Annotated in this window: 27 protein-coding genes, 2 rRNA genes and 1 riboswitch; of the genes, 28 read left to right on the top strand and 1 reads right to left on the bottom strand. The window is 33.9% G+C overall.

Going from position 1 to position 25,228, the window contains the following annotated elements:
* Positions 1 to 11: 11 nt before the first annotated feature.
* The 18 genes from rpmD (at position 12) to rpsI (ending at position 11,179) form a co-directional block, all read left to right on the top strand.
* Entirely contained in the window at positions 12 to 197 is a 186-nt protein-coding gene (rpmD, locus tag TEGL_RS00685; RefSeq protein WP_018590385.1) for a 50S ribosomal protein L30, read from the top strand.
* A 32-nt stretch (positions 198 to 229) separates the two neighbouring features.
* A complete protein-coding gene (gene rplO, locus TEGL_RS00690) occupies positions 230 to 673 on the top strand; it encodes a 50S ribosomal protein L15 (protein ID WP_018590386.1) in 444 nt (147 codons plus the stop codon).
* Between the two features lie 35 nt (positions 674 to 708).
* A complete protein-coding gene (gene secY, locus TEGL_RS00695) occupies positions 709 to 1,977 on the top strand; it encodes a preprotein translocase subunit SecY (protein WP_018590387.1) in 1,269 nt (422 codons plus the stop codon).
* A 15-nt stretch (positions 1,978 to 1,992) separates the two neighbouring features.
* A complete protein-coding gene (locus TEGL_RS00700; RefSeq protein WP_018590388.1) occupies positions 1,993 to 2,643 on the top strand; it encodes an adenylate kinase in 651 nt (216 codons plus the stop codon).
* A gap of 3 nt (positions 2,644 to 2,646) precedes the next feature.
* Positions 2,647 to 3,393 (top strand): type I methionyl aminopeptidase, encoded by a 747-nt coding sequence (map, locus tag TEGL_RS00705; protein ID WP_018590389.1) that lies wholly within the window; start codon positions 2,647 to 2,649, stop codon positions 3,391 to 3,393.
* Positions 3,394 to 3,471: 78 nt separating this feature from the next.
* Positions 3,472 to 3,690 carry a translation initiation factor IF-1 gene (gene infA / locus TEGL_RS00710; protein ID WP_018590390.1) on the top strand — a complete coding sequence of 73 codons (219 nt, stop codon included), beginning with the start codon at positions 3,472 to 3,474 and terminating at the stop codon, positions 3,688 to 3,690.
* A 29-nt stretch (positions 3,691 to 3,719) separates the two neighbouring features.
* Positions 3,720 to 3,833 (top strand): 50S ribosomal protein L36, encoded by a 114-nt coding sequence (gene rpmJ, locus TEGL_RS00715; protein ID WP_018590391.1) that lies wholly within the window; start codon positions 3,720 to 3,722, stop codon positions 3,831 to 3,833.
* A 155-nt stretch (positions 3,834 to 3,988) separates the two neighbouring features.
* Complete coding sequence (rpsM, locus tag TEGL_RS00720) at positions 3,989 to 4,360, top strand: 30S ribosomal protein S13 (protein ID WP_018590392.1); 372 nt, start codon at positions 3,989 to 3,991, stop codon at positions 4,358 to 4,360.
* Positions 4,361 to 4,388: 28 nt separating this feature from the next.
* Positions 4,389 to 4,787: a 30S ribosomal protein S11 gene (gene rpsK / locus TEGL_RS00725; protein ID WP_018590393.1), complete on the top strand. Its 399-nt coding sequence runs from the start codon at positions 4,389 to 4,391 to the stop codon at positions 4,785 to 4,787.
* 15 nt (positions 4,788 to 4,802) lie between these two features.
* The gene (gene rpsD / locus TEGL_RS00730; protein ID WP_018590394.1) at positions 4,803 to 5,426 is read left to right on the top strand and encodes a 30S ribosomal protein S4; all 624 of its coding nucleotides are present in this window, start codon (positions 4,803 to 4,805) and stop codon (positions 5,424 to 5,426) included.
* A gap of 75 nt (positions 5,427 to 5,501) precedes the next feature.
* On the top strand, positions 5,502 to 6,449 hold the full coding sequence (locus TEGL_RS00735) for a DNA-directed RNA polymerase subunit alpha (protein WP_018590395.1): 948 nt from the start codon (positions 5,502 to 5,504) through the stop codon (positions 6,447 to 6,449).
* Between the two features lie 21 nt (positions 6,450 to 6,470).
* Complete coding sequence (gene rplQ, locus TEGL_RS00740; RefSeq protein WP_018590396.1) at positions 6,471 to 6,812, top strand: 50S ribosomal protein L17; 342 nt, start codon at positions 6,471 to 6,473, stop codon at positions 6,810 to 6,812.
* Positions 6,813 to 6,988: 176 nt separating this feature from the next.
* Positions 6,989 to 7,825, top strand: coding sequence for an energy-coupling factor transporter ATPase (locus TEGL_RS00745; protein WP_018590397.1), 837 nt, complete (start codon positions 6,989 to 6,991; stop codon positions 7,823 to 7,825).
* A complete protein-coding gene (locus TEGL_RS00750) occupies positions 7,810 to 8,676 on the top strand; it encodes an energy-coupling factor transporter ATPase (RefSeq protein ID WP_018590398.1) in 867 nt (288 codons plus the stop codon). Before TEGL_RS00745 ends, TEGL_RS00750 begins: the two co-directional genes overlap by 16 nt.
* Positions 8,670 to 9,467, top strand: a complete 798-nt coding sequence (locus TEGL_RS00755; protein WP_018590399.1) for an energy-coupling factor transporter transmembrane component T family protein — start codon at positions 8,670 to 8,672, stop codon at positions 9,465 to 9,467. Before TEGL_RS00750 ends, TEGL_RS00755 begins: the two co-directional genes overlap by 7 nt.
* Positions 9,468 to 9,479: 12 nt before the next feature.
* Entirely contained in the window at positions 9,480 to 10,211 is a 732-nt protein-coding gene (truA, locus tag TEGL_RS00760; protein WP_018590400.1) for a tRNA pseudouridine(38-40) synthase TruA, read from the top strand.
* A gap of 119 nt (positions 10,212 to 10,330) precedes the next feature.
* Positions 10,331 to 10,759, top strand: coding sequence for a 50S ribosomal protein L13 (gene rplM / locus TEGL_RS00765; protein WP_018590401.1), 429 nt, complete (start codon positions 10,331 to 10,333; stop codon positions 10,757 to 10,759).
* Between the two features lie 27 nt (positions 10,760 to 10,786).
* A complete protein-coding gene (gene rpsI / locus TEGL_RS00770; protein WP_026255080.1) occupies positions 10,787 to 11,179 on the top strand; it encodes a 30S ribosomal protein S9 in 393 nt (130 codons plus the stop codon).
* 292 nt (positions 11,180 to 11,471) lie between these two features.
* Here the strand turns inward: rpsI and rbr are convergent, their stop codons facing one another.
* Entirely contained in the window at positions 11,472 to 12,011 is a 540-nt protein-coding gene (rbr, locus tag TEGL_RS00775; protein ID WP_018590403.1) for a rubrerythrin, read from the bottom strand.
* A 191-nt stretch (positions 12,012 to 12,202) separates the two neighbouring features.
* Positions 12,203 to 12,319, top strand: a riboswitch (FMN riboswitch).
* 181 nt (positions 12,320 to 12,500) lie between these two features.
* On the opposite strand from rbr, the gene ribD reads away from it, so the two are divergent.
* From ribD to TEGL_RS00825, 10 genes are all read left to right on the top strand, one after another.
* The gene (gene ribD / locus TEGL_RS00780; protein WP_018590404.1) at positions 12,501 to 13,604 is read left to right on the top strand and encodes a bifunctional diaminohydroxyphosphoribosylaminopyrimidine deaminase/5-amino-6-(5-phosphoribosylamino)uracil reductase RibD; all 1,104 of its coding nucleotides are present in this window, start codon (positions 12,501 to 12,503) and stop codon (positions 13,602 to 13,604) included.
* Complete coding sequence (ribE, locus tag TEGL_RS00785) at positions 13,589 to 14,236, top strand: riboflavin synthase (protein WP_018590405.1); 648 nt, start codon at positions 13,589 to 13,591, stop codon at positions 14,234 to 14,236. The genes ribD and ribE (TEGL_RS00785) overlap by 16 nt, the downstream gene beginning before the upstream one ends.
* A gap of 11 nt (positions 14,237 to 14,247) precedes the next feature.
* Positions 14,248 to 15,447 (top strand): bifunctional 3,4-dihydroxy-2-butanone-4-phosphate synthase/GTP cyclohydrolase II, encoded by a 1,200-nt coding sequence (locus tag TEGL_RS00790; protein ID WP_018590406.1) that lies wholly within the window; start codon positions 14,248 to 14,250, stop codon positions 15,445 to 15,447.
* A gap of 110 nt (positions 15,448 to 15,557) precedes the next feature.
* Entirely contained in the window at positions 15,558 to 16,025 is a 468-nt protein-coding gene (gene ribE, locus TEGL_RS00795; protein WP_018590407.1) for a 6,7-dimethyl-8-ribityllumazine synthase, read from the top strand.
* A gap of 347 nt (positions 16,026 to 16,372) precedes the next feature.
* Positions 16,373 to 17,074: a response regulator transcription factor gene (locus tag TEGL_RS00800; protein ID WP_018590408.1), complete on the top strand. Its 702-nt coding sequence runs from the start codon at positions 16,373 to 16,375 to the stop codon at positions 17,072 to 17,074.
* A gap of 28 nt (positions 17,075 to 17,102) precedes the next feature.
* Positions 17,103 to 17,255, top strand: coding sequence for a hypothetical protein (locus TEGL_RS00805; RefSeq protein ID WP_154650624.1), 153 nt, complete (start codon positions 17,103 to 17,105; stop codon positions 17,253 to 17,255).
* Positions 17,256 to 17,272: 17 nt separating this feature from the next.
* Positions 17,273 to 19,300, top strand: a complete 2,028-nt coding sequence (locus tag TEGL_RS00810) for a sensor histidine kinase (RefSeq protein ID WP_018590410.1) — start codon at positions 17,273 to 17,275, stop codon at positions 19,298 to 19,300.
* A 101-nt stretch (positions 19,301 to 19,401) separates the two neighbouring features.
* A complete protein-coding gene (cwlD, locus tag TEGL_RS00815) occupies positions 19,402 to 20,115 on the top strand; it encodes an N-acetylmuramoyl-L-alanine amidase CwlD (protein WP_018590411.1) in 714 nt (237 codons plus the stop codon).
* Positions 20,116 to 20,558: 443 nt separating this feature from the next.
* Positions 20,559 to 22,063, top strand: a 16S ribosomal RNA gene (locus TEGL_RS00820).
* Positions 22,064 to 22,262: 199 nt separating this feature from the next.
* Positions 22,263 to 25,162 (top strand): 23S ribosomal RNA (locus tag TEGL_RS00825).
* Together the 16S and 23S rRNA genes form the textbook arrangement of a ribosomal RNA operon.
* Positions 25,163 to 25,228 lie beyond the last annotated feature (66 nt).

Here is a 25,228-nt window from a genome sequence, read left to right on the forward strand (position 1 = left end):
GGTAGTGTGAAATGGCTAAATTACAAATCAAATTAGTTAGAAGTACAATAGGAACTACTCCTAACCAAAGAAAAAACGTTGAAGCGTTAGGATTAACAAAAAGAGAACAAGTAGTTGTTAAAGAAGATAATGCTCAAATGAGAGGTATGATCTCAAAAGTTAGTCACTTAGTTGAAGTAACTGAAATAACTGAATAATTTATTTACGGAATAAGAAGGAGGTGCAATCCATGAAACTACATGAGTTAAAACCTGCTAAAGGAGCAGTAAAAGCTAAGAAAAGATTAGGTAGAGGTACTGCTACTGGTCAAGGTAAAACTGCAGGACGTGGACAAAAAGGACAAAAGTCTCGTTCAGGTGGTGGAGTTAGAGTAGGATTCGAAGGTGGACAAATGCCACTTGCTAGAAGATTACCTAAAAGAGGTTTCACAAATATATTTAAAAAGCAATATACAGAAGTTAACGTTGAACTTTTAAATAGATTCGAAAATGGTACTGAGGTAACTGCAGAATTATTAAAATCTACAGGTGCTGTAAGTAAAATAGAAAAAGACGGTATAAAAATATTAGGACAAGGAAATCTTGAAAAAGCTGTTACAGTTAAAGCTGCTAAATTCACAGCATCAGCTCAAGAGAAAATAGAAAAAGCTGGAGGAAAAGCTGAATTAATATAATTTAAGCTTTCTAGCAACACTTGTGGGGTGATTACGTGCTATCAAAGATAAAACAATCTTGGAAAGTGAAAGATGTAAGAAAAAGAATTTTATATACCCTAATGATGATTCTAATATTTAGAATAGGTACTACTATACCAGTTCCTGGAGTCAATACCAGTATTATAAAGGATATGGTAGGCAACAATAGCCTACTTTCCCTATATAATATGTTTGTTGGGGGCGCTTTCAGTAACTTTACTTTATTTGCATTAGGTATAGGACCGTTTATTACAGCTTCAATTATTATACAGCTTCTTACAATCGGATTTGATAGTTTGAAAGAACTACAAAAGTCTGGTGAAGAAGGTAGAAAGAAAATGAATGCTTATACTAGATATACAGCTTTAGTATTAGGGTTTGTACAAGCAATAGGAATAACTCTTGGTATTGTTAAACCAGCTTTAGCTGATAAAAGTATATTTTTCATTTGTACAGTTATAGTAACTTTAGTTGCAGGTAGTATGCTTGTAATGTGGATGGGTGACAGAATTACTGAAAAAGGTTTAGGTAATGGTAGTTCAATTATAATATTCGTTGGTATTATATCAAGAATACCAACAGACCTTATTGGAACTGTAAAAGATGTAAATCAAGGGAGTTTAGCTTTATGGGCTGCAATATTAATTATTGTTGTAATGCTAATCACTATAATGGCAGTAACATATATAAATGAAGCAGTTAGAAAAATTCCAGTACAATATGCTAAGAGAGTTGTTGGAAGAAAGTTATATGGAGGAGATAGTTCTCATATACCAATGAAAGTAAACCAATCAGGTGTTATGCCAATAATATTTGCTAGTTCGCTTTTAGCTTTTCCACAAACTATAGCAATGTTTATGGGAGAAAGTGCTCAAACATTTGTATCAACTTACCTAAGTACAAGTTCAGACATAGGTTTTTGGATATATAGATCTTTAGAAGTTCTATTGATAGTATTTTTCTCATATTTCTACACTACTATATCATTCAATACTGAAGATATAGCAGAAAATATGAAAAACAATGGTGGATTTATTCCTGGGGTAAGACCTGGAATGCCTACAATTGATTATTTAAATAAAATATTATCAAAGCTAACATTAGCAGGAGCTGTATTCTTGGCTATAATTGCGATGATACCAGCATTCACAGTACATTTCTTAAATGTTCAAATGAGCTTAGCTGGAACATCTATACTAATCGTTGTAGGGGTAGCTCTTGAACTTAAGAGACAATTAGAGTCACACCTTGTTATGAGAAGTTATCAAGGATTTTTAAAATAAATTGGAGATGATAGTATGAGACTTATATTATTAGGACCTCCTGGGGCTGGTAAAGGTACTCAAGCTGCAGGAATAGTTGAAAAATACCAAATACCTCATATATCAACAGGAGATATATTCAGAAAAAATATAAAAGAAGGAACAGAGCTTGGAAAAAAAGCTAAAGAGTTTATGGACCAAGGGTTGTTAGTTCCTGATGAATTAACTGTAGGATTAGTTACAGATAGATTATCTCAAGATGATTGTAAAAATGGGTTCATGTTAGATGGATTTCCTAGAAATGTAGCTCAAGCTGAACAGTTAGATGCTTTCTTAAAAAATACAGGAATGGCATTAGATAGAGTTATCAATATAGAAGTTGATAAAGAAAAATTAGTAGCAAGAGCAGTTGGCAGAAGAATCTGCAAATCTTGTGGTGCTACTTATCATATAGAATTCAATCCTTCAAAAGAAGAAGGAATTTGTGATATATGTAAAGGTGAGCTTTATCAAAGAGCTGACGATAATGAAGAAACTGTATCAAAAAGAATACAAGTTTACTTAGATGAAACAAAACCATTAGCGGATTATTATTCTAAGGAAGGTATAATAGCTTATATAAATGGGCAACAATCTATAGATAAAGTATTTAATGATATAGTATCTGCTTTAGAAAGTAGTAAATAATTAATGATTATTATAAAATCTAAATCAGAAATTGAACTTATGAGAGAAGCAGGTAAAATCGTAGCTGATACTCATGAAGTTATTAGAGATGCTATTACTCCGGGAATATCTACTTTAGAGTTAGATAAAATAGCTGAAGAAAATATAAAAAAATATAATGCAGTACCATCTTTTAAAGGCTATGGAGGGTTTCCAGGAAGTATATGTGCTTCTATTAACAACAAAGTTGTGCATGGAATTCCTGGTAATGAAATAGTAAAAGAGGGAGACATTATAAGTATAGATATAGGCGCCTATTATAAAGGATACCATGGTGACTCTGCGAAGACTCATGGAGTTGGCCTGATATCTGAAGAAAATAGGAAGCTCATAGAAGTTACGAAAGAAAGCTTCTATGAAGGACTTAAATTCGCGAAAGTTGGATATAGACTTTCGGATATCTCACACACAATACAAGCACACACAGAAAAAAATGGTTTTTCAGTAGTTAGGTCACTAGTTGGACATGGGATTGGTAAAGATCTTCATGAATCTCCAAATATTCCAAACTTCGGTAAACCTAATAAAGGTCCTATGTTAAAATCAGGAATGGTATTAGCTATAGAGCCTATGATTAATCAAGGAAGTCACCATGTTTACTGTTTAGCAGATGGCTGGACAATATTAACGGGAGATGGAAAAAACTCTGCTCACTATGAGCACACGATAGCAATAACAGAGGGTGAACCTCTTATATTAACTAGTTTATAAAACGGATAGTATGATGCTATCACAAAAATTGCATTTAGTTCTAAGTATTTAAATGTAAAATGGAGGGCTGATTATATAATGGCCAAAAAAGATGTTATAGAATTTGAAGGTATAGTTATTGAAAACTTACCAAACGCTATGTTTAAAGTTAGACTAGAAAATGGACATGAGGTATTATGCCATTTATCTGGTAAGTTAAGAATGAACTTCATAAGAATTCTTGAAGGTGATAAGGTTAATGTTGAGCTTTCACCTTATGATCTTACAAGAGGAAGAATCACTTGGCGTAAGAAATAGGCTATGTACTAGTCTAAGGAGGGATAATAATGAAGGTAAGACCATCAGTAAAACCAATGTGCGAAAAATGTAAAATCATTAAAAGAAAAGGTAAAGTAATGGTTATATGTGAAAATCCTAAGCACAAACAAAAACAAGGATAAGAAAATATTACTAGCATAAAGTCACTAAATGTGTTATAATGATTAAATGTGACATTGACTGGATGCGTTGGAAATACAGTACTTGAATACTTTTTAATAAATATTCAGGTGGAACAATTAAAAGTAAAATAACTAAGTCGTAGGAGGTGCAAGTAATGGCAAGAATCGCTGGGGTAGATTTACCTAGAGAAAAAAGAGCGGAAATAGGCTTAACTTATATATATGGTATAGGTAGAGCAACTGCTAATGAAATATTAGCGAAAGCTGAGATAAATCCAGATATAAGAATCAAAGATTTATCAGATGATGAAGTTAATACATTAAGAAGAATAATAGACACTGATTTCTTAGTTGAAGGTGACTTAAGAAGAGAAATCGCTTTAAATATAAAAAGATTAAGAGATATAAAATGCTACAGAGGTATAAGACATGCTAAAGGTTTACCACTAAGAGGGCAAAAAACTAAGACTAACGCTAGAACTAGAAAAGGTCCTAGAAAAACTGTATCTCGTAAGAAGAAAAAATAATAAATTAGGATAGGAGGGAAATCGAACAATGGCTAAACAAAAAAAGAAAGTTACTCGTGTAAGAAGAAGAGAACGTAAAAACATAGATCGTGGTCATGCACATATACAATCAACTTTTAACAACACTATAATTACTTTAACTGACGTTCATGGAAATGCTATATCATGGGCATCTTCAGGACAATTAGGATTTAAAGGATCAAGAAAATCAACTCCATTTGCTTCTCAAATGGCTGCAGAAACTGCTGCTAAAGCTGCAATGGAACACGGTTTAAAAAGTGTTGAAGTATTCGTAAAAGGACCAGGTTCAGGAAGAGAAGCTGCTATAAGAGCTTTACAAGCTACTGGACTAGAAGTAACAATGATAAAAGATGTTACTCCAATCCCACACAACGGATGTAGACCACCAAAAAGAAGAAGAGTATAATTAGGAGGTGTAATTATGGCAAGATATACTGGTGCATCATGCAGACAATGCCGTAGAGAAGGAATGAAATTATTCCTTAAAGGTGATAGATGTTATACAGATAAATGTGCTATAGTTAAAAGAAACTATGCTCCAGGACAACATGGACAAGGGAGAAAGAAAGTTTCTAACTATGGTTTACAATTAAGAGAAAAACAAAAAGTTAAGAGAATATACGGAGTTTTAGAAACTCAATTCAGAAACATGTACGAACGTGCTGAGAAAATGTCAGGTAAAACTGGTGAAAACTTATTAAGCTTATTAGAAAGAAGATTAGATAATGTTGTTTACAGAATGGGATTAGCTAACTCTAGAAAAGAAGCTAGACAATTATTAACTCATGCACACTTTACTTTAAACGGTAAAAAAGTTGATATACCTTCAATAACTGTAAAAGTTGGAGATGTTATAGCAGTTAAAGAAACTTCTAAATCATCTGCTAAATTCAAAGGTATAGTAGAAGCAAATACAAAAGTAGCTCCAAGATGGATAGATGCAAACGTAGAAAATATGACTGCGACTGTAACTGCTCTTCCAAATAGAGAAGATATAGATCTTGAAATAGCTGAACACTTAATCATAGAGCTTTATTCTAAATAATAAGCATCTTCTAAAGTTTTTCTTTAGAGGTGTTTACCCTCAGTGGATTAATAAATTTGAAGGAGGGTTTTGTCCATGATAGAAATAGAAAAACCAAAAGTAGACATTGTAGAACTTGGTGAAGATTATAGATATGGAAAATTTGTCATTGAACCTTTAGAAAGAGGATACGGAACTACTATAGGGAATGCTCTAAGAAGAATATTATTATCTTCTTTACCTGGTGTAGCAGTGAATTCAATAAGAATAGATGGTGTTCTTCATGAATTCTCAACAGTATCAGGGGTTAAAGAAGATGTTACTGAAATAATATTAACTTTAAAAGAACTTTCTGCAACTATAGATGGTGAAGGAAGTAGAACTCTTAAAATTCAGGCTCAAGGACCTTGTACTGTAACAGGAGCAGACATAATCTGCCCACCAGATGTAGAAATATTAAATAAAGACTTATTAATCGCTACTTTAGATGATAATGCTAAATTTAATATGGAAATAAACATTGACAAAGGTAGAGGATATGTTCCAGCCGAGGAAAACAAAACTGAAAATATGCCTATAGGTGTTTTACCTGTAGACTCAATATACACTCCCGTACAAAAAGTTAGCTACCATGTAGAAAACACAAGAGTTGGTCAAAAATCAGATTATGATAAATTAACACTTGAAGTATGGACTAATGGAAGCATTAATCCTCAAGAGGGGATATCTCTTGCAGCTAAAGTATTAGTTGAGCATTTAAATCTATTCATTGACTTAACTGAGCATGTAAGCAACGTTGAAATAATGGTAGAAAAAGAAGAAGATCAAAAAGAAAAAGTTCTTGAAATGACTATTGAAGAACTTGATTTATCAGTAAGATCTTACAACTGTTTAAAGAGAGCGGGAATTAATACAGTTGAAGAATTAGCTAATAAATCAGAAGATGATATGATGAAGGTTAGAAACCTTGGTAAAAAATCACTTGAAGAAGTTATTCAAAAACTTGAAGAATTAGGATTAGGACTTAAACCTAGCGAAGAATAAGCGAGCAAAGGAGGGATTGGCGTGGCTAATTACCGTAAATTAGGACGTGTGACATCACACAGAAACCTTATGTTAAGAAACTTAGTAACTGACTTACTAAGATGTGGTAGAATAGAAACTACAGTAACAAGAGCAAAAGAAACTCGTAGAATGGCTGAAAAGATGATAACTCTTGCTAAAAGAGGAGATCTTCATGCTAGAAGACAAGTTTTAGCTTACGTTATGGATGAAACAGTAGTTAATAACTTATTCACTGATATAGCTCCAAAATATGCTGAGAGAAATGGTGGATATACTAGAATAATAAAAAAAGGCCCAAGAAGAGGCGATGCAGCTGAAATGGCATTTATTGAATTAGTTTAGTAAATAGTTAAAATATATGAAAAAAGATTAAGTTTGATGGGCTTAATCTTTTTTTTATGCAAATAATATTAATTAAAAAAGATTATATAATCAAAGGAATTATTTTTTAATTAGAACTGTGATATAATATTAAGATACAAATTTTAAATTACTACTTTAAAGAAGGAGTAGAATAAATGAACAATATTATAAACGTTAACAATATTTCATATGAATATATAACTGAAGAATCTAGTTTTAAAGCTATAGATAATTTAAGTTTGAATGTTAAGCAAGGTGAATTCGTGGCTATTATTGGGCATAATGGTTCTGGAAAATCAACTTTATCTAAAAACTTAAATGCTATTTTGATGCCAACAGAAGGTAATATCTTAATAGATGGAAGTGATACAAAAGATGAAGAAAAACTATGGGATATAAGGCAGACTGCAGGTATGGTATTCCAAAATCCAGATAACCAAATAGTTGCAACTATTGTAGAAGAAGATGTGGCTTTTGGGCCAGAAAATTTAGGTATAGAACCTTCAATAATTAGAGAAAGAGTAAGAGAAGCTCTTGAAAGTGTAGGAATTACGGAATTAAAAGATAGACAGCCACACTTATTATCTGGAGGGCAAAAGCAAAGGGTTGCTATAGCAGGTATAATTGCTATGAGACCTAAATGTATAATTTTTGATGAGGCTACAGCAATGCTTGATCCATCAGGTAGAAAAGAAGTTATGAATGTAATAAAAAAACTTAATAAAGAAGAAAATATTACAGTATTACACATAACTCACTACATGGAAGAGGCCGTAGAAGCTGATAGAGTTATAGTTATGGATAAAGGACGAAAAGTATTGGAAGGAACACCGAAAGAAGTGTTTAGAAATATAGAAAAGCTTAAGAAAATAGGCTTAGATGTTCCTTATATGACAGAGCTAGCCACTTCTTTAAAAGAAGAAGGAATGGATATTAACGATGATGTATTAACAGTAGATGAGATGGTGGTGAAATTATGTCAATTGTTGTAAAAAACTTAACTTATATATATGATGAAGGTATGCCTTTTGCTAGCAAAGCAATAGATGATATATCATTTGAAATAAAAGATAGAGATTTTGTAGGTTTAATTGGTCATACAGGATCAGGAAAATCTACTCTTATACAGCACTTAAATGGTCTTATTAAACCATCATCAGGAGAAATTTTCATAAATGATTTTAATATAACTGGTGAAAATCAAAATCTAACTGAAATTAGAAAAAGAGTAGGTATAGTATTTCAATATCCGGAGTATCAACTTTTTGAAGAAACAGTTGAAAAAGATATAGCTTTCGGACCTTCTAATTTAAATTTAAACCAGAAAGAAATATCTATTAGGGTAAAACAGTCTATGAAAGCTGTAGGACTTGATTACAATGAATATAAAGACAAATCACCTTTTGATTTATCTGGTGGTCAAAAACGTAGGGTGGCAATTGCTGGAGTTATAGCAATGAATCCAGAATTATTAATACTAGATGAACCTACTGCTGGATTGGATCCAGGCGGAAGAGATGAAATCTTTGCTTTAATAAAAAGATTACACGAAGAAAGTAATATGACTATAATACTATCCTCTCATAGTATGGATGATATGGCTAAGATAGCTAAGACTATAATAGTTATGAATCATGGTAAGATTGAATTTATGGGAACACCTAGACAAATTTTTAATAATCATGCATCAAGACTTAAAGAAATAGGATTAGATGTACCTCAAGTTTTAGAATTAGCTATAAAATTAAAGGATAAAGGTTTTGATATAAGAACTGATGTCTTAACAATAGAAGAAATAAAAGAAGAAATACTAAACTTTATGAAAGGAAGAAAGAAATGTTAAAAGATATAACAATAGGTCAATATTATCCTGCAAATTCTTGTATTCATAAGTTAGATTCAACAACAAAGCTTATTGCAACAATAGTATTCATGGTATCTTTATTTGTAGTAAATAAATTTTGGCCATATTTATTAGTGACTGCAACATTAGTTGCAGTAGTAAAAATGTCTCAAATACCTCTTAAATACATTATAAAAGGTATAAAACCACTTAGATGGATAATTCTATTTACATTTGTTATAAATATATTCTTTTTACCTGGTGAGGTGATTTGGAAGTTTGGTTTTTTAACTCTAACTAAAGAAGGAATAAGACAGGCTATTTTTATGTCTATAAGATTAGTATTTTTAGTTGTTGGTACATCATTACTTACATTAACAACTTCTCCTATACAACTTACAGATGGTATAGAAAGAATGTTAAATCCTTTAAAGAAGATAGGAATGCCTGTTCATGAGCTAGCTATGATGATGACAATAGCTCTTAGATTTATACCTACATTATTAGATGAAACTGATAAAATTATGAAAGCACAAATGTCTAGAGGTGCTGATTTTGAAAGTAGTAATATAATAAATAGGGCTAAAAACTTAGTACCATTATTAGTACCATTATTTGTTAGTGCTTTTAGAAGAGCCGATGAATTAGCAATGGCGATGGAAGCTAGATGTTATAGAGGTGGATATAATAGAACTAAGATGAAAGAAGCTAAAATTACAAAATCTGATTATATAGCTTACGTTTTACAAGTTGTATTTTTGGCAATCATAATAGTAACTAAATTCATATAAATGAGGAAGTAAATGAGAAATTTAAAACTTACTATACAATATGATGGTACAAAATATTGTGGTTGGCAGAAACAACCTAACTCTTCTGGTATACAGGGTACAATAGAATATGCCATCTATGAAATAACAAAAGAAAAAGTAAATATAATAGGATCGGGAAGAACAGATGCAGGTGTTCATGCGTTAGGTCAAGTTGCTAACTTTAAGACAAACTCAAGCATACCCATAGCTAGAATTCCTGATGCCTTAAATGCAAAGTTGCCAAAGGATGTATCTATAATTGACTGCCAAGAAGTATCTGATGATTTTCATTCTAGATACAGTGCAACAGGGAAAATATATAGATATTTAATATATAATAAGCCTTATAGAAGCCCATTATACAAGGATATATCATATCATGTCAGATATGAACTTGATATAGAAAAAATGCGCTTAGAAGCTAAGTCGCTACTTGGGACACATGAATTTAAAGGATTTATGAGTTCTGGATCATCAGTAAAAGATACAGTTAGAACCATACATAATATTTCAATTGAGTATAGTGGAGACTTAATTGTTTTAGAAGTGGAGGGTAATGGATTTTTATATAATATGGTGAGAATTATAGTAGGAACGTTGGTGGATATAGGCAGAGGAAGAATAGATAAACCGCTGGAAGAAATAATTGCTTCACAAGATAGGGGAGAAGCAGGTCATACCGCGCCTGCACACGGATTATTTCTTAAAAAAGTTCATTATTAAACTTGACACACCAGGGTCATTGTATTAAAATGAATAAGAGTGTGCTAGTAAGTCCACATTGCCCCGGACTTTATATATACGGTAGATAAAAAAATTATGAAAATTAAGGAGGGACAACCATGAAAAGTTATATAGCTAAACCAGCTGACGTACAAAGAAACTGGTACGTAGTTGATGCTGAAGGAAAAACATTAGGTCGTCTTGCTACAGAAATAGCAACTATATTAAGAGGAAAACATAAACCAACATTTACACCACACGTAGACGGTGGAGATTTTGTTGTTGTTGTAAACGCAGCAAAAGTAGTTTTAACAGGAAAGAAATTAGATCAAAAATTATATAGATACCACACTGGTTATGTAGGTGGATTAAAAGAAATAACTTACAGAGAAATGATGGAAAAGAAACCAGAAGAAGTAGTAGCACATGCAGTTAGCGGAATGTTACCAAAAAATAAATTAAGAAGCAGAATGATGACTAGATTAAGAGTATTCGCAGGTGCTGAACATACACATGCAGCTCAAAACCCAGTTGAATTAAACGTATAGGATTAATAGGTGAAAGGAGGAGTTATCATGGAAAAAGTTCAATTCTACGGAACAGGAAGAAGAAAAAGCTCTGTAGCTAGAGTTAGATTAGTTGCAGGTGAAGGAAATATAGTAGTTAATGGAAGAGATGTTAATGAATATTTTAACTACGAAACATTAATAAGAGATGTTAAACAACCATTAGTTTTAACTAATAATGAAAATAAATACGATGTAATAGTAAAGGTTGAAGGTGGAGGATTCACTGGACAAGCTGGAGCTATAAGACACGGTATATCAAGAGCTTTATTAAAAGCTGATGCTGAGTTAAGAGGAGACTTAAAGAAAGAAGGATTCTTAACAAGAGATGCAAGAATGAAAGAAAGAAAGAAATATGGTTTAAAAGCTGCAAGAAGAGCGCCTCAGTTCTCAAAAAGATAGTTTTTATTCAATATTGGAAATTTTTCGAATTGTATATACAAGATGTATTTCAACAATATGTTGGAATACATCTTTTTTTATTATAAATTTCAACTAAATAATTTCTCAGGAAATAAAGAAATATTTATTAAAAAGTAAAAAAAGTATCTTATTAAATTGTTAATGAAAACACTATATAAAGCTATAATATGAAGCTATAATATGAAGCTATAAAAAATGGCTAACAACTATTAGTTGTTAGCCTAACTTAATATTGGGTTTTGGAATTATCTATTTGAGATAAATTACTCGCTTATTTATAGTTTTCTGCTCTAACTTGGAAGTATGACTGTGGGTGATTACAAACAGGACATACTTCAGGTGCTATCTTACCTTTATGTATGTGTCCGCAATTTTGACAATGCCAGTAAACTTCACCGTCTTTTTCGAATATAGTTCCATTTTCTAGGTTTTCAAGAAGTTTACGGTATCTTTCTTCGTGTTCTTTTTCAATTTCTCCAACAGCTTTAAATAAATACGCTATTTTATCGAACCCTTCTTCTTTAGCTTCTTTAGCAAAAGTAGCGTACATATCAGTCCATTCGTAATTTTCTCCTGAAGCAGCGTCCTTTAAGTTATCTGGAGTTGATGGCATACCGTCATGTAAAAGTTTGAACCATATTTTAGCATGTTCTTTTTCGTTATTTGCAGTTTCTTCGAATATATCAGCTATTTGATTATATCCTTCTTTCTTTGCTTTAGAAGCATAATAAGTATACTTAGTTCTTGCTTGAGCTTCTCCTGCAAAAGCAGATAGTAAATTTTTTTCTGTTTTACTTCCCTTTAATTCCATAATTATCTCCTCCATTGATTTAACAAATTTAATTTATATAATCAATATCTATTTTTATTTATATTATATATATACCATAAAATGGTAAGTTAAAACATGGAAATGTATTTTTTCTTAATATTTTATTTCTAAGTGAAATGAAATATTAATTGACAGATTGAGTATATTAAATTATGATTATCTTAATTGAATAAAATCTTCAGGGCAGGGTGAAATTCCCTACCGGTGGTTATAGCCCACGAGCCATTATGGCATGATTCGGTGTGATTCCGAGGCCGACAGTAAAGTCTGGATGAAAGAAGATGAAATAATTAATCTAATTTAATTTTTATTAATTTGAATTATATGCTCTGGAATGAATTTATCATTTCAGAGTTTTTTGATTTATAATAAGAATATATTATTAGAATAATCAGTTTATAGAAATTCTGCCTTGAACATATTGTTCGAGGCTTTTTGTATTTGTATGAATTTTGTTGGAGGTGAACTATGATTGATAAAAAATATATGCAAATGGCTTTAGAGCTTGCTAAAAAAGGTTGTGGATTTGTGAATCCGAATCCTATGGTGGGTGCTGTTATTGTAAAGGATAATGAAATAATAGGTCAAGGATATCACAAAGCTTATGGAATGTTTCATGGGGAACGAAATGCAATTAAAAATTGTAAAAAATCACCCAAAGGGGCAACTATATATGTAACATTAGAACCTTGCTGTCATTATGGAAAAACACCACCATGTACTCAGGCGATAATAGAAGTTGGTATAAGTAAAGTTGTTATAGGATCATCAGATGCAAATCCATTAGTAAGAGGAAAAGGAATAGAAGAACTTCGAAATAATGGAGTGGAAGTAATAGAAGGACTTTTAAAAGAAGAGTGTGATGATTTAAATGAAGTATTTTTTCATTATATAAAAACAAAAAGACCTTATGTTGTAATGAAGTATGCAATGACAATGGATGGTAAAATTGCAACTTATACTAATCAGTCTAAATGGATAACAGGGGAAGCTTCGAGAAAGAGAGTACATGAAGATAGACATAAATATAGCGGAATAATGGTGGGAATAGGAACTGTATTGCTAGATGATCCTATGCTTAATTGTAGATTAGATAATGGTAAAAATCCTACAAGAATAATATGTGACTCTAATCTAAGAACACCTATTGACAGCAAGATAGTAAGTACAGCTCATGGGATACCGACAATAATAGCTACAAGTGAAAGTGGTAAAGATAAACATAAAACATACACAGATAAAGGATGTAAGATTATAGTTGTACCTAAAAAAGATGATCATATTGATTTGAAAGAATTAATGATTATATTAGGAAAAGAACAAATAGATAGTGTTCTTTTAGAGGGTGGTGGAACTTTAAATTGGTCGGCGTTAAACAGTGGTATAGTTAATAAAGTTCAAACCTATATTGCACCGAAAATATTTGGAGGCATAAATGCTAAGTCTCCAGTATCAGGAAGAGGTGTAGATAATCCTAAGAATTCATTTTATTTAAAGAATACAAAAATAATAAAAATAGATGAAGATGTATTAATAGAAAGTGAGGTGGCGCATAAATGTTCACAGGGATAATAGAGGAAATAGGAATAATACAAAGTATAAAAAAAAATAATAAATCTTCCGTGCTTTCTATACAAGGTAAAAAAATATTTGAAGATATTCATATAGGGGATAGTATTTCTGTAAATGGTGTGTGCCTTACTGTAACTACATTTAGCAACAAAACTTTTACAGCTGATGTAATGAATGAAACTCTGAGTAGATCTTCATTGGGAAGTTTGAAAAATGGGAGTTATGTAAATTTAGAAAGAGCAATGTCTTCAAGTGGTAGGTTTGGTGGTCATATTGTATCAGGGCATATTGATGGAACTGGAAGAATAATAAAAATTAAAAGAGATGATAATGCAATTTGGTATACGATCATAGTAGAGGATAGCTTAATAAGGTATATAGTAGAAAAAGGATCTGTTGCTATAGATGGAATAAGTTTAACTATTGCAAATGTAAATAAAAATAGTTTTAGTGTATCGATTATTCCTCACACATCACAGGAAACTATACTTTCCCACAGGTTAGTTGGGGATATTGTGAATATCGAAAATGATGTTATAGGTAAGTATGTGGAAAAGTTAATAACTTTTGAAAAAAACAAAAAAGATGAAAGTAATATAACAATGGATTTCTTAATAAATAATGGTTTTTAGGAGGCATAAGAATGTTTGAGTTTAATAAAGTAGAAGAAGCTTTACAAGATCTTCGAGAAGGAAAAATAATAATTGTTACTGATGATGAAGATAGAGAAAATGAAGGTGACTTTATATGTGCAGCTGAATTTGCGACAACAAAAAATGTGAATTTTATGGCTACTCATGCGAAAGGCCTTATATGTATGCCTATGAGTAAAGAAATTTGTGATAAATTGCAACTTACTCAAATGGTATCCAATAATACAGATAATCACAGTACGGCTTTTACAGTTTCCATAGACCATGTGGATACAACGACAGGAATATCTGCACTAGAAAGAAGTATAACAGCTATGAAATGTGTGGATGAAAACTCTAAGCCAGAAGATTTTAGAAGACCAGGTCACATGTTTCCACTTTTGGCAAAGAAAAATGGAGTATTAGAGCGTAATGGACATACAGAAGCTACTGTTGATTTAATGAAATTAGCAGGACTGAAAGAATGCGGATTATGTTGCGAGATTATGAGAGATGATGGAACTATGATGCGCACAATAGAATTAATAGAGTTAGCTAAAAAATGGGACCTAAAATTTATAACTATAAAAGATTTACAAGATTATAGGAAAAAGCATGACAATCTTGTAGAGTGTATAGCCAATACAAAAATGCCAACAGCATATGGAGATTTTAGAGCATATGGATATATAAATAAATTAAATGGAGAACATCACGTAGCTTTAGTGAAAGGAGATATAAATGATGGGGAAGATATATTGTGTCGTGTACATTCAGAGTGTTTAACTGGAGATGCTTTTGGTTCACTAAGATGTGATTGTGGAGAACAATTTGCTGCTGCTATGAGACAAATAGAAGAGGAGGAAAGAGGAATACTTCTTTATATGAGACAAGAAGGACGTGGCATAGGTCTTATAAATAAACTTCGTGCTTATGAGTTACAAGATCAAGGCATGGATACTTTAGAAGCTAATTTGGCTCTTGGATTTGAAGGCGATATGAGGGAATATTTCATAGGAGCTCAAATATTAAGAGACTTAGGTATAAAAACTCTAAGATTACTCACAAATAACCCTGAAAAGATATATGGACTATCAGGGTTTGGTATGGAAATTGTAGAAAGAGTACCAATACAAATGAATCCAACTATAAATGATGTGTTTTATTTAAGAACAAAGCAAGAAAAAATGGGCCATATTTTAAATTATTAAAATTCACTTAGTTCATATCGTCAACGAGATGCCTTCGCTACAGCTTCAGGCAAATCCGTTGCTCAAAATAAAATTTACTTAGTTTAAAATTATAAAAGGAGATAAAAAGCATGAAAATATATGAAGGAAAATTAGTATCAAAGGATGTAAAAATAGGTATAATAGCAGCTCGTTTTAATGAATTTATAACATCTAAGCTATTGGGTGGAGCGGTAGATGCTCTAAAACGACATGATGTAGATGAAGATAATATAGAAGTTGCATGGGTACCGGGAGCATTTGAAATACCTCTAATAGCATCAAAAATGGCAAAAAGTAATAAATATGATGCAATAATATGCTTAGGAGCAGTAATTCGCGGAAATACAACGCACTATGATTACGTATGCAGTGAAGTATCAAAAGGAATTGCTCATGTATCACTGAACAGTGATATACCAGTGATGTTTGGGGTTATAACTACAGAAAATATAGAACAAGCCATAGAGCGTGCAGGAACTAAAGCCGGAAATAAAGGATTTGATTGTGCAGTAGGCGCCATAGAAATGATTAATTTGATAAGAGAAATAGAGGCATAGTAAATATTAATTGATTAGAAGCTCATAGCACTTTTGCTGTGAGTTTTTTTGTAAGAATTCCTTAAGAAATAGAGTAACTATTATGTAAGAATTATATTCTATTATATTAGTATAGACAAAAAATGTATAAAAAGATAGAAAGGGGTGAACATGATTGTTACAATAGCATTATCAAATGTGGAAAATATACGGGAATCGATAACCTTTAATAAATTCATTAGGCACACTTGTAGGTTTTATGATTTATATACATCTAAAAAAATATTAAAAAGTATGAAAGTTATAAAAGTATGTGATTCTAGTGTATAATACAAGTGATAATGAATTGTATAAAGGAGATGAGGCGAATGTACAATATATTAGTAGTAGATGATGATAAAGAAATAGTTGAATCGATAGAGATATTTTTAAGAAATGAAGGTTATAACGTATATAAAGCATACAACGGGATAGAAGCTTTAGATGTACTAGTGAACAAAGATGTTCACCTAATACTTATGGATATAATGATGCCAAAACTAGATGGAATAAAAGCAACAATAAAAATAAGAGAAGAAAAAAATATACCAATTATATTAGTTTCAGCAAAGAGTGAAGATACAGATAAAATAATGGGACTTAATATAGGAGCAGATGATTATATAACAAAGCCATTTAACTTATTAGAACTTATAGCTAGAGTGAAATCAAATTTAAGGAGATATGTAGCATTAGGAACCTATAATAATGAAAACACAAATAATAAAGAAGTATTAATTAGTGGTGGTTTAGAATTAAATACGTCTACAAAAGAAGTAAAAGTAGATGGACAAACAGTGAAAGTAACTCCTATAGAGTTTAAAATATTAAACTTACTTATTGCCAATAAAGGAAGGGTGTTTTCCATAGATGAAATATACGAGAAAGTATGGAATGAAGAAAGTTTTAATGTGGAAAATACAGTAGCAGTTCATATTAGAAGAATAAGAGAAAAAATTGAGATAAATCCAAAAGAACCAAGATATTTAAAAGTAGTATGGGGAGTGGGATACAAAATTGAAAAACTATAATGGGAAAGTATTTAGGGAACGAAGCTTAATGTTTAATTTTATATTTGTATTAATAATGTTTGCCATAACTCAGATAATAGGAATTATAATATGTTTTAATTATGGTGGCATGAATATATTTATAGATACAGTAGTTATACTTATTTTAAACTATATATTATATAAAGCATTAAGATTTTAAACAAAAAAGGAGATTATATGAAAGGAAACAAAGGATTTAAGTTTATTAACTTAGTAATCATGTTTATATGTATATCAGCATTTTTAGCAATGATACCTACAACAATTAATTTATTCGTTAAAGGTGCGGGAGTATTTACAAGTTATATGCATAAAGGACAATTTGCTATAGAAAATGAGTTTTATAAAAGTAGAGCTTTTGATAATAACTTAATAAGCTATTTAACATCAATTACAAGTGGAAGTGTAGAAGGAACAGATAAAAAATCCTCTGATGGAGATGCAAACAATATAAAAGAACGAAGAACATATTCAAGAGAGGAATTGAAACAAATCTCAAACCTTAATTATTTTATTATAAATAAAGATACAGATGAAATTTATACAAATACAGGCATTAAGACATCAAAAGAATTTCTAAATAAATACAAAGGAGAATGTGATGTAAGAATATCATCTAAAGATCATAATGTTAGCTATTCTAAATCATTCAATAACAATGAATATAAAGATTCAAATGTAAATGATGAATTAGGCTCTGTTATGCAACTAAAAAATGGTGATATATACATGTCCATACCTGAAAATTTTGAACATGCTTCTGGTATATATGACAGAATATATGAAGCAAAAAGTAATTTTAATAGAGATATAGTGTTTGTTCAAATAATATCAGCAACTTTAGGCTTTTCATTGATATTAGGAACAATATCCACATTTTTATATAAAAAAAGTAAAGCAGAACTATTTGATAAAGATAGTTTTTGGTTGAAACTTAGCAAATTTATACCTTTAGAATTATATATAGTAGGGTTAATATGTGCAGTAGTATTTGTAATACAAAGTGTTGATTATTATTATGACTTGGTTAGTAGTTTTACATTTAGTTTTTTAGGGATAGGTTTTATTTGTACTGTGTTTTATATATTTAACAAGCAAATTAACAGTTATGATAACAAGTTAGAGTTCTTCAAAACAACTTTTGTTTATAGAGTATTTAAATTTTTAAAAAAATCATTAGTAAAGACATCAAAACTTACAAGAAGCATGCCTTTATCAAAGAGAATAGTAGGGCTAACTATAATATGCATAGCAGTTAATTTATTTTTAATGATAATTGCAATAGGTAGCTATAATCCTTTTATTGCAATTATATCATCTGGTTTAACGATAGGTGGACTATCTTATTATATATTAAAAAAACTATGGTACCTGTCTTATATAATGGATGGTACTCAGAGAATAAAAAATGGAGATATTCATCATAAGCTAAAGCTAATAGGTGAAGATAATTTTACAACTTTAGCAGATAATATAAATAACATAAGAGATGGGTTAGATAAAGCTATAGATAATCAACTTAAAAGTGAAAGAATGAAATCAGAACTTATTACAAATGTATCTCATGATTTAAAAACTCCGTTAACTTCTATAATAAACTATGTGGAATTAATAAAAAAAGAAGAAAATATTAGTCCGGGGTATTTAAAAGACTACGTAAATGTGCTGGATTCAAAATCAAAAAGATTAAAGATACTAATAGAAGATTTATTTGAAGCTAGTAAAGCTAGTAGTGGTAATATAGAATTAAATATGGAGAAAATAGATCTTACTCAATTACTAAGACAATCCATTGGAGAAATGGAAGAAAAATTATCAGAAGCTAGTTTAGATTTAAAAATAAATATGCCAGAAGAGAAAACTTATGTAAGAGCGGATGGACGAAGATTATATAGAGTTCTTGAAAATTTATTAATTAATATATCTAAGTATTCTTTACCAAATACAAGAGTATATATAGATATAATTGAAGAAGATAACAAGGTTAAATTGACAATGAAAAATATATCTTCATATGAATTGAATTTTGATCCAGAAGAAATAATGGAAAGGTTTAAAAGAGCTGATGATTCTAGGAATACCGAGGGTAGTGGATTGGGTCTTGCTATAGCAAGAGATTTAGTCAACTTACAAGGAGGAACTTTCTCTATAGATATAGATGGAGATTTATTTAAGTCTATAGTTGAGTTTGATATAATAAGATAAGTTTAAATGTATAGGGAGATACTTTTATAGTATGTCCCTTTTTAATTGAAATAAAGTAATAAATCAAGACAAACCTCAATATAAATATATGGGGTGATAATATGAGCAAATTAAGTAAAAAAATAATATTTGGAATAATATCATTGGCATTGATAATAGTATCAATAATAGAAATAAAAACCGCATCGGAAGATGTAATTAAACTGATGCCAATAACCAGTAAAACAATAATTGTAGATGCAGGACATGGAGGAATAGATCCAGGTGCAATGACAGATGACCAATCAATAAAAGAAAAAGACATTAATCTAAAAATAGCGAAGAAAGTAAAAGAATTAATAGAAGCTAGCGGTGCAACTGTAATATTGACAAGAAATGATGATACAAGCTTATATACTGAAGAAGCAGGAAAAACTATTAGACAAAAATATAATGAAAATCTGAAAAATAGAAAAAAAATAATTGATGAGTCTTCAGCAGATATGTTTGTATCTATACATCTTAATAAATTTCAACAATCAAAATATTATGGGGCTCAAACGTTTTATTGTGAAGGTAAAGAAGATGATAAGGAACTAGCGACTTATATTCAAAGCGAACTAAAAAGGGTAGTTGATAAGACCAATAATAGAGAAATAAAACCTAGAAACGATATTTACTTAATAAAAGATAATCAGATACCTTCCACATTAATAGAATGTGGATTTCTTTCAAATGATAAAGAGGCTAAGTTATTAAATGATGAAGAATATCAAGATCAAATAGCATGGGCTATTTATGTTGGTATACAAAAATATTTTAGTGAAAATAATTAAAATTAGAATACATATTTTTTATATAAAAAGTTATAAAACCAAACAGGTTTTATAACTTTTTATATTTAATGCTATATAATTATTAAAAATATAAATGGTAAAATTGTTAAAAAATTGGTATATTACTAGGTTAAGAGTATACTATAACATTTATAAAATTAAAATGTATAAAAACTTTTGTAAAAAGTGTTGACGTATTTTATTTAAAATGGTAAAGTAATACTTGTCCTTGAAACAGGGACAAAAGGTCAACAAAAACTTGTTAAAAAAGTAGTTGACAAAGAAAAACAGCTTTGGTAGAATAAAGAAGCTGAAACAAGCAAAGAACTTTGAAAATTAAACAGTAGGTTAACAATAAATTAATTCTTTAAGAATTAAACTGAAACAACAAACAAACCAAGCCAGATATTCAGATAATGATTAGTCTGAGCAATGGACAACTTTTTTATGAGAGTTTGATCCTGGCTCAGGATGAACGCTGGCGGCGTGCCTAACACATGCAAGTCGAGCGATTCACTTCGGTGAAGAGCGGCGGACGGGTGAGTAACGCGTGGGTAACCTGCCTCATACACATGGATAACATACCGAAAGGTATGCTAATACAGGATAATATAAGAGATTCACATGTATTTCTTATCAAAGCTCCGGCGGTATGAGATGGACCCGCGTCTGATTAGCTAGTTGGTAAGGTAACGGCTTACCAAGGCGACGATCAGTAGCCGACCTGAGAGGGTGATCGGCCACATTGGAACTGAGACACGGTCCAAACTCCTACGGGAGGCAGCAGTGGGGAATATTGCACAATGGGCGAAAGCCTGATGCAGCAACGCCGCGTGAGTGATGAAGGCCTTCGGGTCGTAAAACTCTGTCCTCAAGGAAGATAATGACGGTACTTGAGGAGGAAGCCCCGGCTAACTACGTGCCAGCAGCCGCGGTAATACGTAGGGGGCTAGCGTTATCCGGATTTACTGGGCGTAAAGGGTGCGTAGGTGGTTTCTTAAGTCAGGAGTGAAAGGCTACGGCTCAACCGTAGTAAGCTCTTGAAACTGGGAGACTTGAGTGCAGGAGAGGAAAGTGGAATTCCTAGTGTAGCGGTGAAATGCGTAGATATTAGGAGGAACACCAGTAGCGAAGGCGGCTTTCTGGACTGTAACTGACACTGAGGCACGAAAGCGTGGGGAGCGAACAGGATTAGATACCCTGGTAGTCCACGCCGTAAACGATGAGTACTAGGTGTCGGGGGTTACCCCCCTCGGTGCCGCAGCTAACGCATTAAGTACTCCGCCTGGGGAGTACGCTCGCAAGAGTGAAACTCAAAGGAATTGACGGGGACCCGCACAAGTAGCGGAGCATGTGGTTTAATTCGAAGCAACGCGAAGAACCTTACCTAAGCTTGACATCCTTTTGACCGATGCCTAATCGCATTTTTCCCTTCGGGGACAGAAGTGACAGGTGGTGCATGGTTGTCGTCAGCTCGTGTCGTGAGATGTTGGGTTAAGTCCCGCAACGAGCGCAACCCTTGCCTTTAGTTGCCAGCATTAAGTTGGGCACTCTAGAGGGACTGCCAGGGATAACCTGGAGGAAGGTGGGGATGACGTCAAATCATCATGCCCCTTATGCTTAGGGCTACACACGTGCTACAATGGGTGGTACAGAGGGCAGCCAAGTCGTGAGGCCGAGCTAATCCCTTAAAGCCATTCTCAGTTCGGATTGTAGGCTGAAACTCGCCTACATGAAGCTGGAGTTACTAGTAATCGCAGATCAGAATGCTGCGGTGAATGCGTTCCCGGGTCTTGTACACACCGCCCGTCACACCACGGAAGTTGGGGGCGCCCGAAGCCACTTAGCTAACCCTTTTGGGAAGCGAGTGTCGAAGGTGAAATCAATAACTGGGGTGAAGTCGTAACAAGGTAGCCGTATCGGAAGGTGCGGCTGGATCACCTCCTTTCTAGGGAGAATTAACCTACTGTTTAATTTTGAGGGTTCTTTATGAAAACTCAAAATTAGTGCTTATTAAGTAAGCATTTTAGTACTTTGAAAACTGCATAACATTTAGTGATATGACATTATATAAAGAAGAAGATAAACTTCTTAAAAAATATATCATATAAAGAAGATAACTTTTAAAAATATCAAATTTAATAACTGGTCAAGTTATTAAGGGTGTAGGGCGAATGCCTTGGCACTAGGAGCCGATGAAGGACGCGATAAGCTGCGATAAGCTTGGGGGAGTTGCACGTAAACTGTGATCCCAAGATTTCCGAATGAGGAAACTCACTTAGAGTAATGTCTAAGTATCGTATAGTGAATACATAGCTATGCGAGGGGAACCCGGGGAACTGAAACATCTAAGTACCCGGAGGAAGAGAAAGAAATTCGATTCCGTAAGTAGCGGCGAGCGAACGCGGAACAGGCCAAACCAGTGAAGTTTTCTTCACTGGGGTTGCGGACATATCATAACGGAGAGGCTATTGTAGACGAAGAGAGTTGGAAAGCTCCGCTATAAAGTGTAAAAGCCACGTAGTCAAAACAAGAAGACTTCAGATATGATCCAGAGTACCACGGGACACGTGAAACCCTGTGGGAAGCAGGAGGGACCATCCTCCAAGCCTAAATACTACCTAGTGACCGATAGCGTATAGTACCGTGAGGGAAAGGTGAAAAGAACCCCGGGAGGGGAGTGAAAGAGAACCTGAAACCCTACACTTACAAGCTGTAGGAGCACATTATTTGTGTGACTGCGTACTTTTTGTAGAACGGGCCAACGAGTTACGTTACCTAGCAAGGTTAAGCACTTAAGGTGTGGAGCCGCAGCGAAAGCGAGTCTTAACTGGGCGTATAGTTAGTTGACGTAGACCCGAAACCGGGCGACCTATCCATGGGCAGGTTGAAGCGAAAGTAAAATTTCGTGGAGGACCGAACCCACGAGCGTTGAAAAGCTCGGGGATGACCTGTGGATAGCGGTGAAATTCCAATCGAGCCCGGAGATAGCTGGTTCTCTCCGAAATAGCTTTAGGGCTAGCCTCAAGATTTAGAGAAACGGGGGTAGAGCACTGAATGTCCTAGGGGGTATTGCACTTACCGAAGACTATCAAACTCCGAATACCGTATTCTTATGCTTGGGAGTCAGACTGTGGGTGATAAGATTCATAGTCAAAAGGGCAACAGCCCAGATCGTCAGCTAAGGTCCCTAAATGTACGTTAAGTGGTAAAGGATGTGGGATTGCACAGACAACCAGGATGTTGGCTTAGAAGCAGCCACTCATTTAAAGAGTGCGTAATAGCTCACTGGTCGAGTGATCCTGCGCCGAAAATTTCCGGGGCTAAAACGTACTACCGAAGCTACGGCATCATTTATGATGGGTAGGAGAGCTTTCTATATGGATTGAAGCATTACCGTAAGGAGATGTGGACTGTATAGAAGTGAGAATGTTGGCATGAGTAGCGAGATGTGGGTGAGAATCCCACAGGCCGTAAACCCAAGGTTTCCAGGGGAAGGTTCGTCCGCCCTGGGTTAGTCAGGACCTAAGCCGAGGCCGAAAGGCGTAGGTGATGGACAACAGGTTGATATTCCTGTACCACCAATAACCGTTTGAGAAATGGGATGACACAGTAGGATAAGCTAACCGCACTGTTGGTTATGTGCGGGCAAGTATTGAGGCAGTTCAGGTAGGCAAATCCGCCTGAATAATGCTGGAGTACGATGCGGAGCGAAATTTAGTAGCGAAGTAGCTGATTTCACACTGTCGAGAAAAGTCTCTATCGAGGTTAAAGGTGCCTGTACCGCAAACCGACACAGGTGGGTGAGGAGAGTATCCTAAGGCCAGCCAGAGAACTGTTGTTAAGGAACTCGGCAAAATGACCCCGTAACTTAGGGAGAAGGGGTGCCATGGAAACATGGCCGCAGAGAATAGGCCCAAGCGACTGTTTACCAAAAACATAGGTTTCTGCTAAGTCGCAAGACGATGTATAGGAGCTGACGCCTGCCCGGTGCTGGAAGGTTAAGGGGATCTGTTAGGGTAACCGAAGCAGTGAACTTAAGCCCCAGTAAACGGCGGCCGTAACTATAACGGTCCTAAGGTAGCGAAATTCCTTGTCGGGTAAGTTCCGACCCGCACGAAAGGCGTAACGATTTGGGCACTGTCTCAACAACAGACTGGGTGAAATTGTAATACCGGTGAAGATGCCGGTTACCTGCGACAGGACGGAAAGACCCCATGGAGCTTTACTGTAGCTTGACATTGAGTCTCGGTGCTACATGTACAGGATAGGTGGGAGGCTATGAAGCATGGACGTCAGTCTGTGTGGAGCCATCCTTGGGATACCACCCTTGTAGTACTGGGATTCTAACCAGCTGCCTTGAATCAGGTAGTGGGACACTGTCAGGTGGACAGTTTGACTGGGGCGGTCGCCTCCTAAAGAGTAACGGAGGCGCTCAAAGGTTCTCTCAGTACGGTCGGAAATCGTACGTAGAGTGTAAAGGCAGAAGAGAGCTTGATTGCAAGACATACAGGTCGAGCAAGGACGAAAGTCGGACTTAGTGATCCGGTGGTACCGCATGGAAGGGCCATCGCTCAACGGATAAAAGCTACCCTGGGGATAACAGGCTGATCTCCCCCAAGAGTCCACATCGACGGGGAGGTTTGGCACCTCGATGTCGGCTCATCACATCCTGGGGCTGTAGTAGGTCCCAAGGGTTGGGCTGTTCGCCCATTAAAGTGGTACGCGAGCTGGGTTCAGAACGTCGTGAGACAGTTCGGTCCCTATCCGTCGCAGGCGTAGGAAATTTGAGGAGACCTGTCCTTAGTACGAGAGGACCGGGATGGACGTACCGCTGGTGTACCAGTTGTTCTGCCAAGGGCATAGCTGGGTAGCTAAGTACGGAAAGGATAAGCGCTGAAAGCATCTAAGCGCGAAGCCTACTTCAAGATAAGATTTCCCACCGTAAGGTTAAGACCCCATGAAGACTACATGGTTGATAGGTCAGAGGTGGAAGTGTGGTAACATATGTAGCTTACTGATACTAATAGGTCGAGGACTTGACCAATAAATATGATGTAAACATTAAATGTTAGCAGTTTTGAAAGTACTAACAAAAGTTAATACTTTATAT

The sequence above is a fragment of the Terrisporobacter glycolicus ATCC 14880 = DSM 1288 genome, from assembly GCF_036812735.1.
Lineage (GTDB): Bacteria > Bacillota > Clostridia > Peptostreptococcales > Peptostreptococcaceae > Terrisporobacter > Terrisporobacter glycolicus.

Coding starts and splice junctions, on each gene's coding strand:
- rpmD (WP_018590385.1), top strand. CDS start 12: ATGGCTAAATTACAAATCAAATTAGTTAGAAGTACAATAGGAACTACT.
- rplO (WP_018590386.1), top strand. CDS start 230: ATGAAACTACATGAGTTAAAACCTGCTAAAGGAGCAGTAAAAGCTAAG.
- TEGL_RS00700 (WP_018590388.1), top strand. CDS start 1,993: ATGAGACTTATATTATTAGGACCTCCTGGGGCTGGTAAAGGTACTCAA.
- map (WP_018590389.1), top strand. CDS start 2,647: ATGATTATTATAAAATCTAAATCAGAAATTGAACTTATGAGAGAAGCA.
- infA (WP_018590390.1), top strand. CDS start 3,472: ATGGCCAAAAAAGATGTTATAGAATTTGAAGGTATAGTTATTGAAAAC.
- rpmJ (WP_018590391.1), top strand. CDS start 3,720: ATGAAGGTAAGACCATCAGTAAAACCAATGTGCGAAAAATGTAAAATC.
- rpsM (WP_018590392.1), top strand. CDS start 3,989: ATGGCAAGAATCGCTGGGGTAGATTTACCTAGAGAAAAAAGAGCGGAA.
- rpsK (WP_018590393.1), top strand. CDS start 4,389: ATGGCTAAACAAAAAAAGAAAGTTACTCGTGTAAGAAGAAGAGAACGT.
- rpsD (WP_018590394.1), top strand. CDS start 4,803: ATGGCAAGATATACTGGTGCATCATGCAGACAATGCCGTAGAGAAGGA.
- TEGL_RS00735 (WP_018590395.1), top strand. CDS start 5,502: ATGATAGAAATAGAAAAACCAAAAGTAGACATTGTAGAACTTGGTGAA.
- TEGL_RS00745 (WP_018590397.1), top strand. CDS start 6,989: ATGAACAATATTATAAACGTTAACAATATTTCATATGAATATATAACT.
- TEGL_RS00750 (WP_018590398.1), top strand. CDS start 7,810: ATGTCAATTGTTGTAAAAAACTTAACTTATATATATGATGAAGGTATG.
- TEGL_RS00755 (WP_018590399.1), top strand. CDS start 8,670: ATGTTAAAAGATATAACAATAGGTCAATATTATCCTGCAAATTCTTGT.
- truA (WP_018590400.1), top strand. CDS start 9,480: ATGAGAAATTTAAAACTTACTATACAATATGATGGTACAAAATATTGT.
- rplM (WP_018590401.1), top strand. CDS start 10,331: ATGAAAAGTTATATAGCTAAACCAGCTGACGTACAAAGAAACTGGTAC.
- rpsI (WP_026255080.1), top strand. CDS start 10,787: ATGGAAAAAGTTCAATTCTACGGAACAGGAAGAAGAAAAAGCTCTGTA.
- rbr (WP_018590403.1), bottom strand. CDS start 12,011: ATGGAATTAAAGGGAAGTAAAACAGAAAAAAATTTACTATCTGCTTTT.
- ribD (WP_018590404.1), top strand. CDS start 12,501: ATGATTGATAAAAAATATATGCAAATGGCTTTAGAGCTTGCTAAAAAA.
- ribE (WP_018590405.1), top strand. CDS start 13,589: ATGTTCACAGGGATAATAGAGGAAATAGGAATAATACAAAGTATAAAA.
- TEGL_RS00790 (WP_018590406.1), top strand. CDS start 14,248: ATGTTTGAGTTTAATAAAGTAGAAGAAGCTTTACAAGATCTTCGAGAA.
- ribE (WP_018590407.1), top strand. CDS start 15,558: ATGAAAATATATGAAGGAAAATTAGTATCAAAGGATGTAAAAATAGGT.
- TEGL_RS00800 (WP_018590408.1), top strand. CDS start 16,373: ATGTACAATATATTAGTAGTAGATGATGATAAAGAAATAGTTGAATCG.
- TEGL_RS00805 (WP_154650624.1), top strand. CDS start 17,103: ATGTTTAATTTTATATTTGTATTAATAATGTTTGCCATAACTCAGATA.
- TEGL_RS00810 (WP_018590410.1), top strand. CDS start 17,273: ATGAAAGGAAACAAAGGATTTAAGTTTATTAACTTAGTAATCATGTTT.
- cwlD (WP_018590411.1), top strand. CDS start 19,402: ATGAGCAAATTAAGTAAAAAAATAATATTTGGAATAATATCATTGGCA.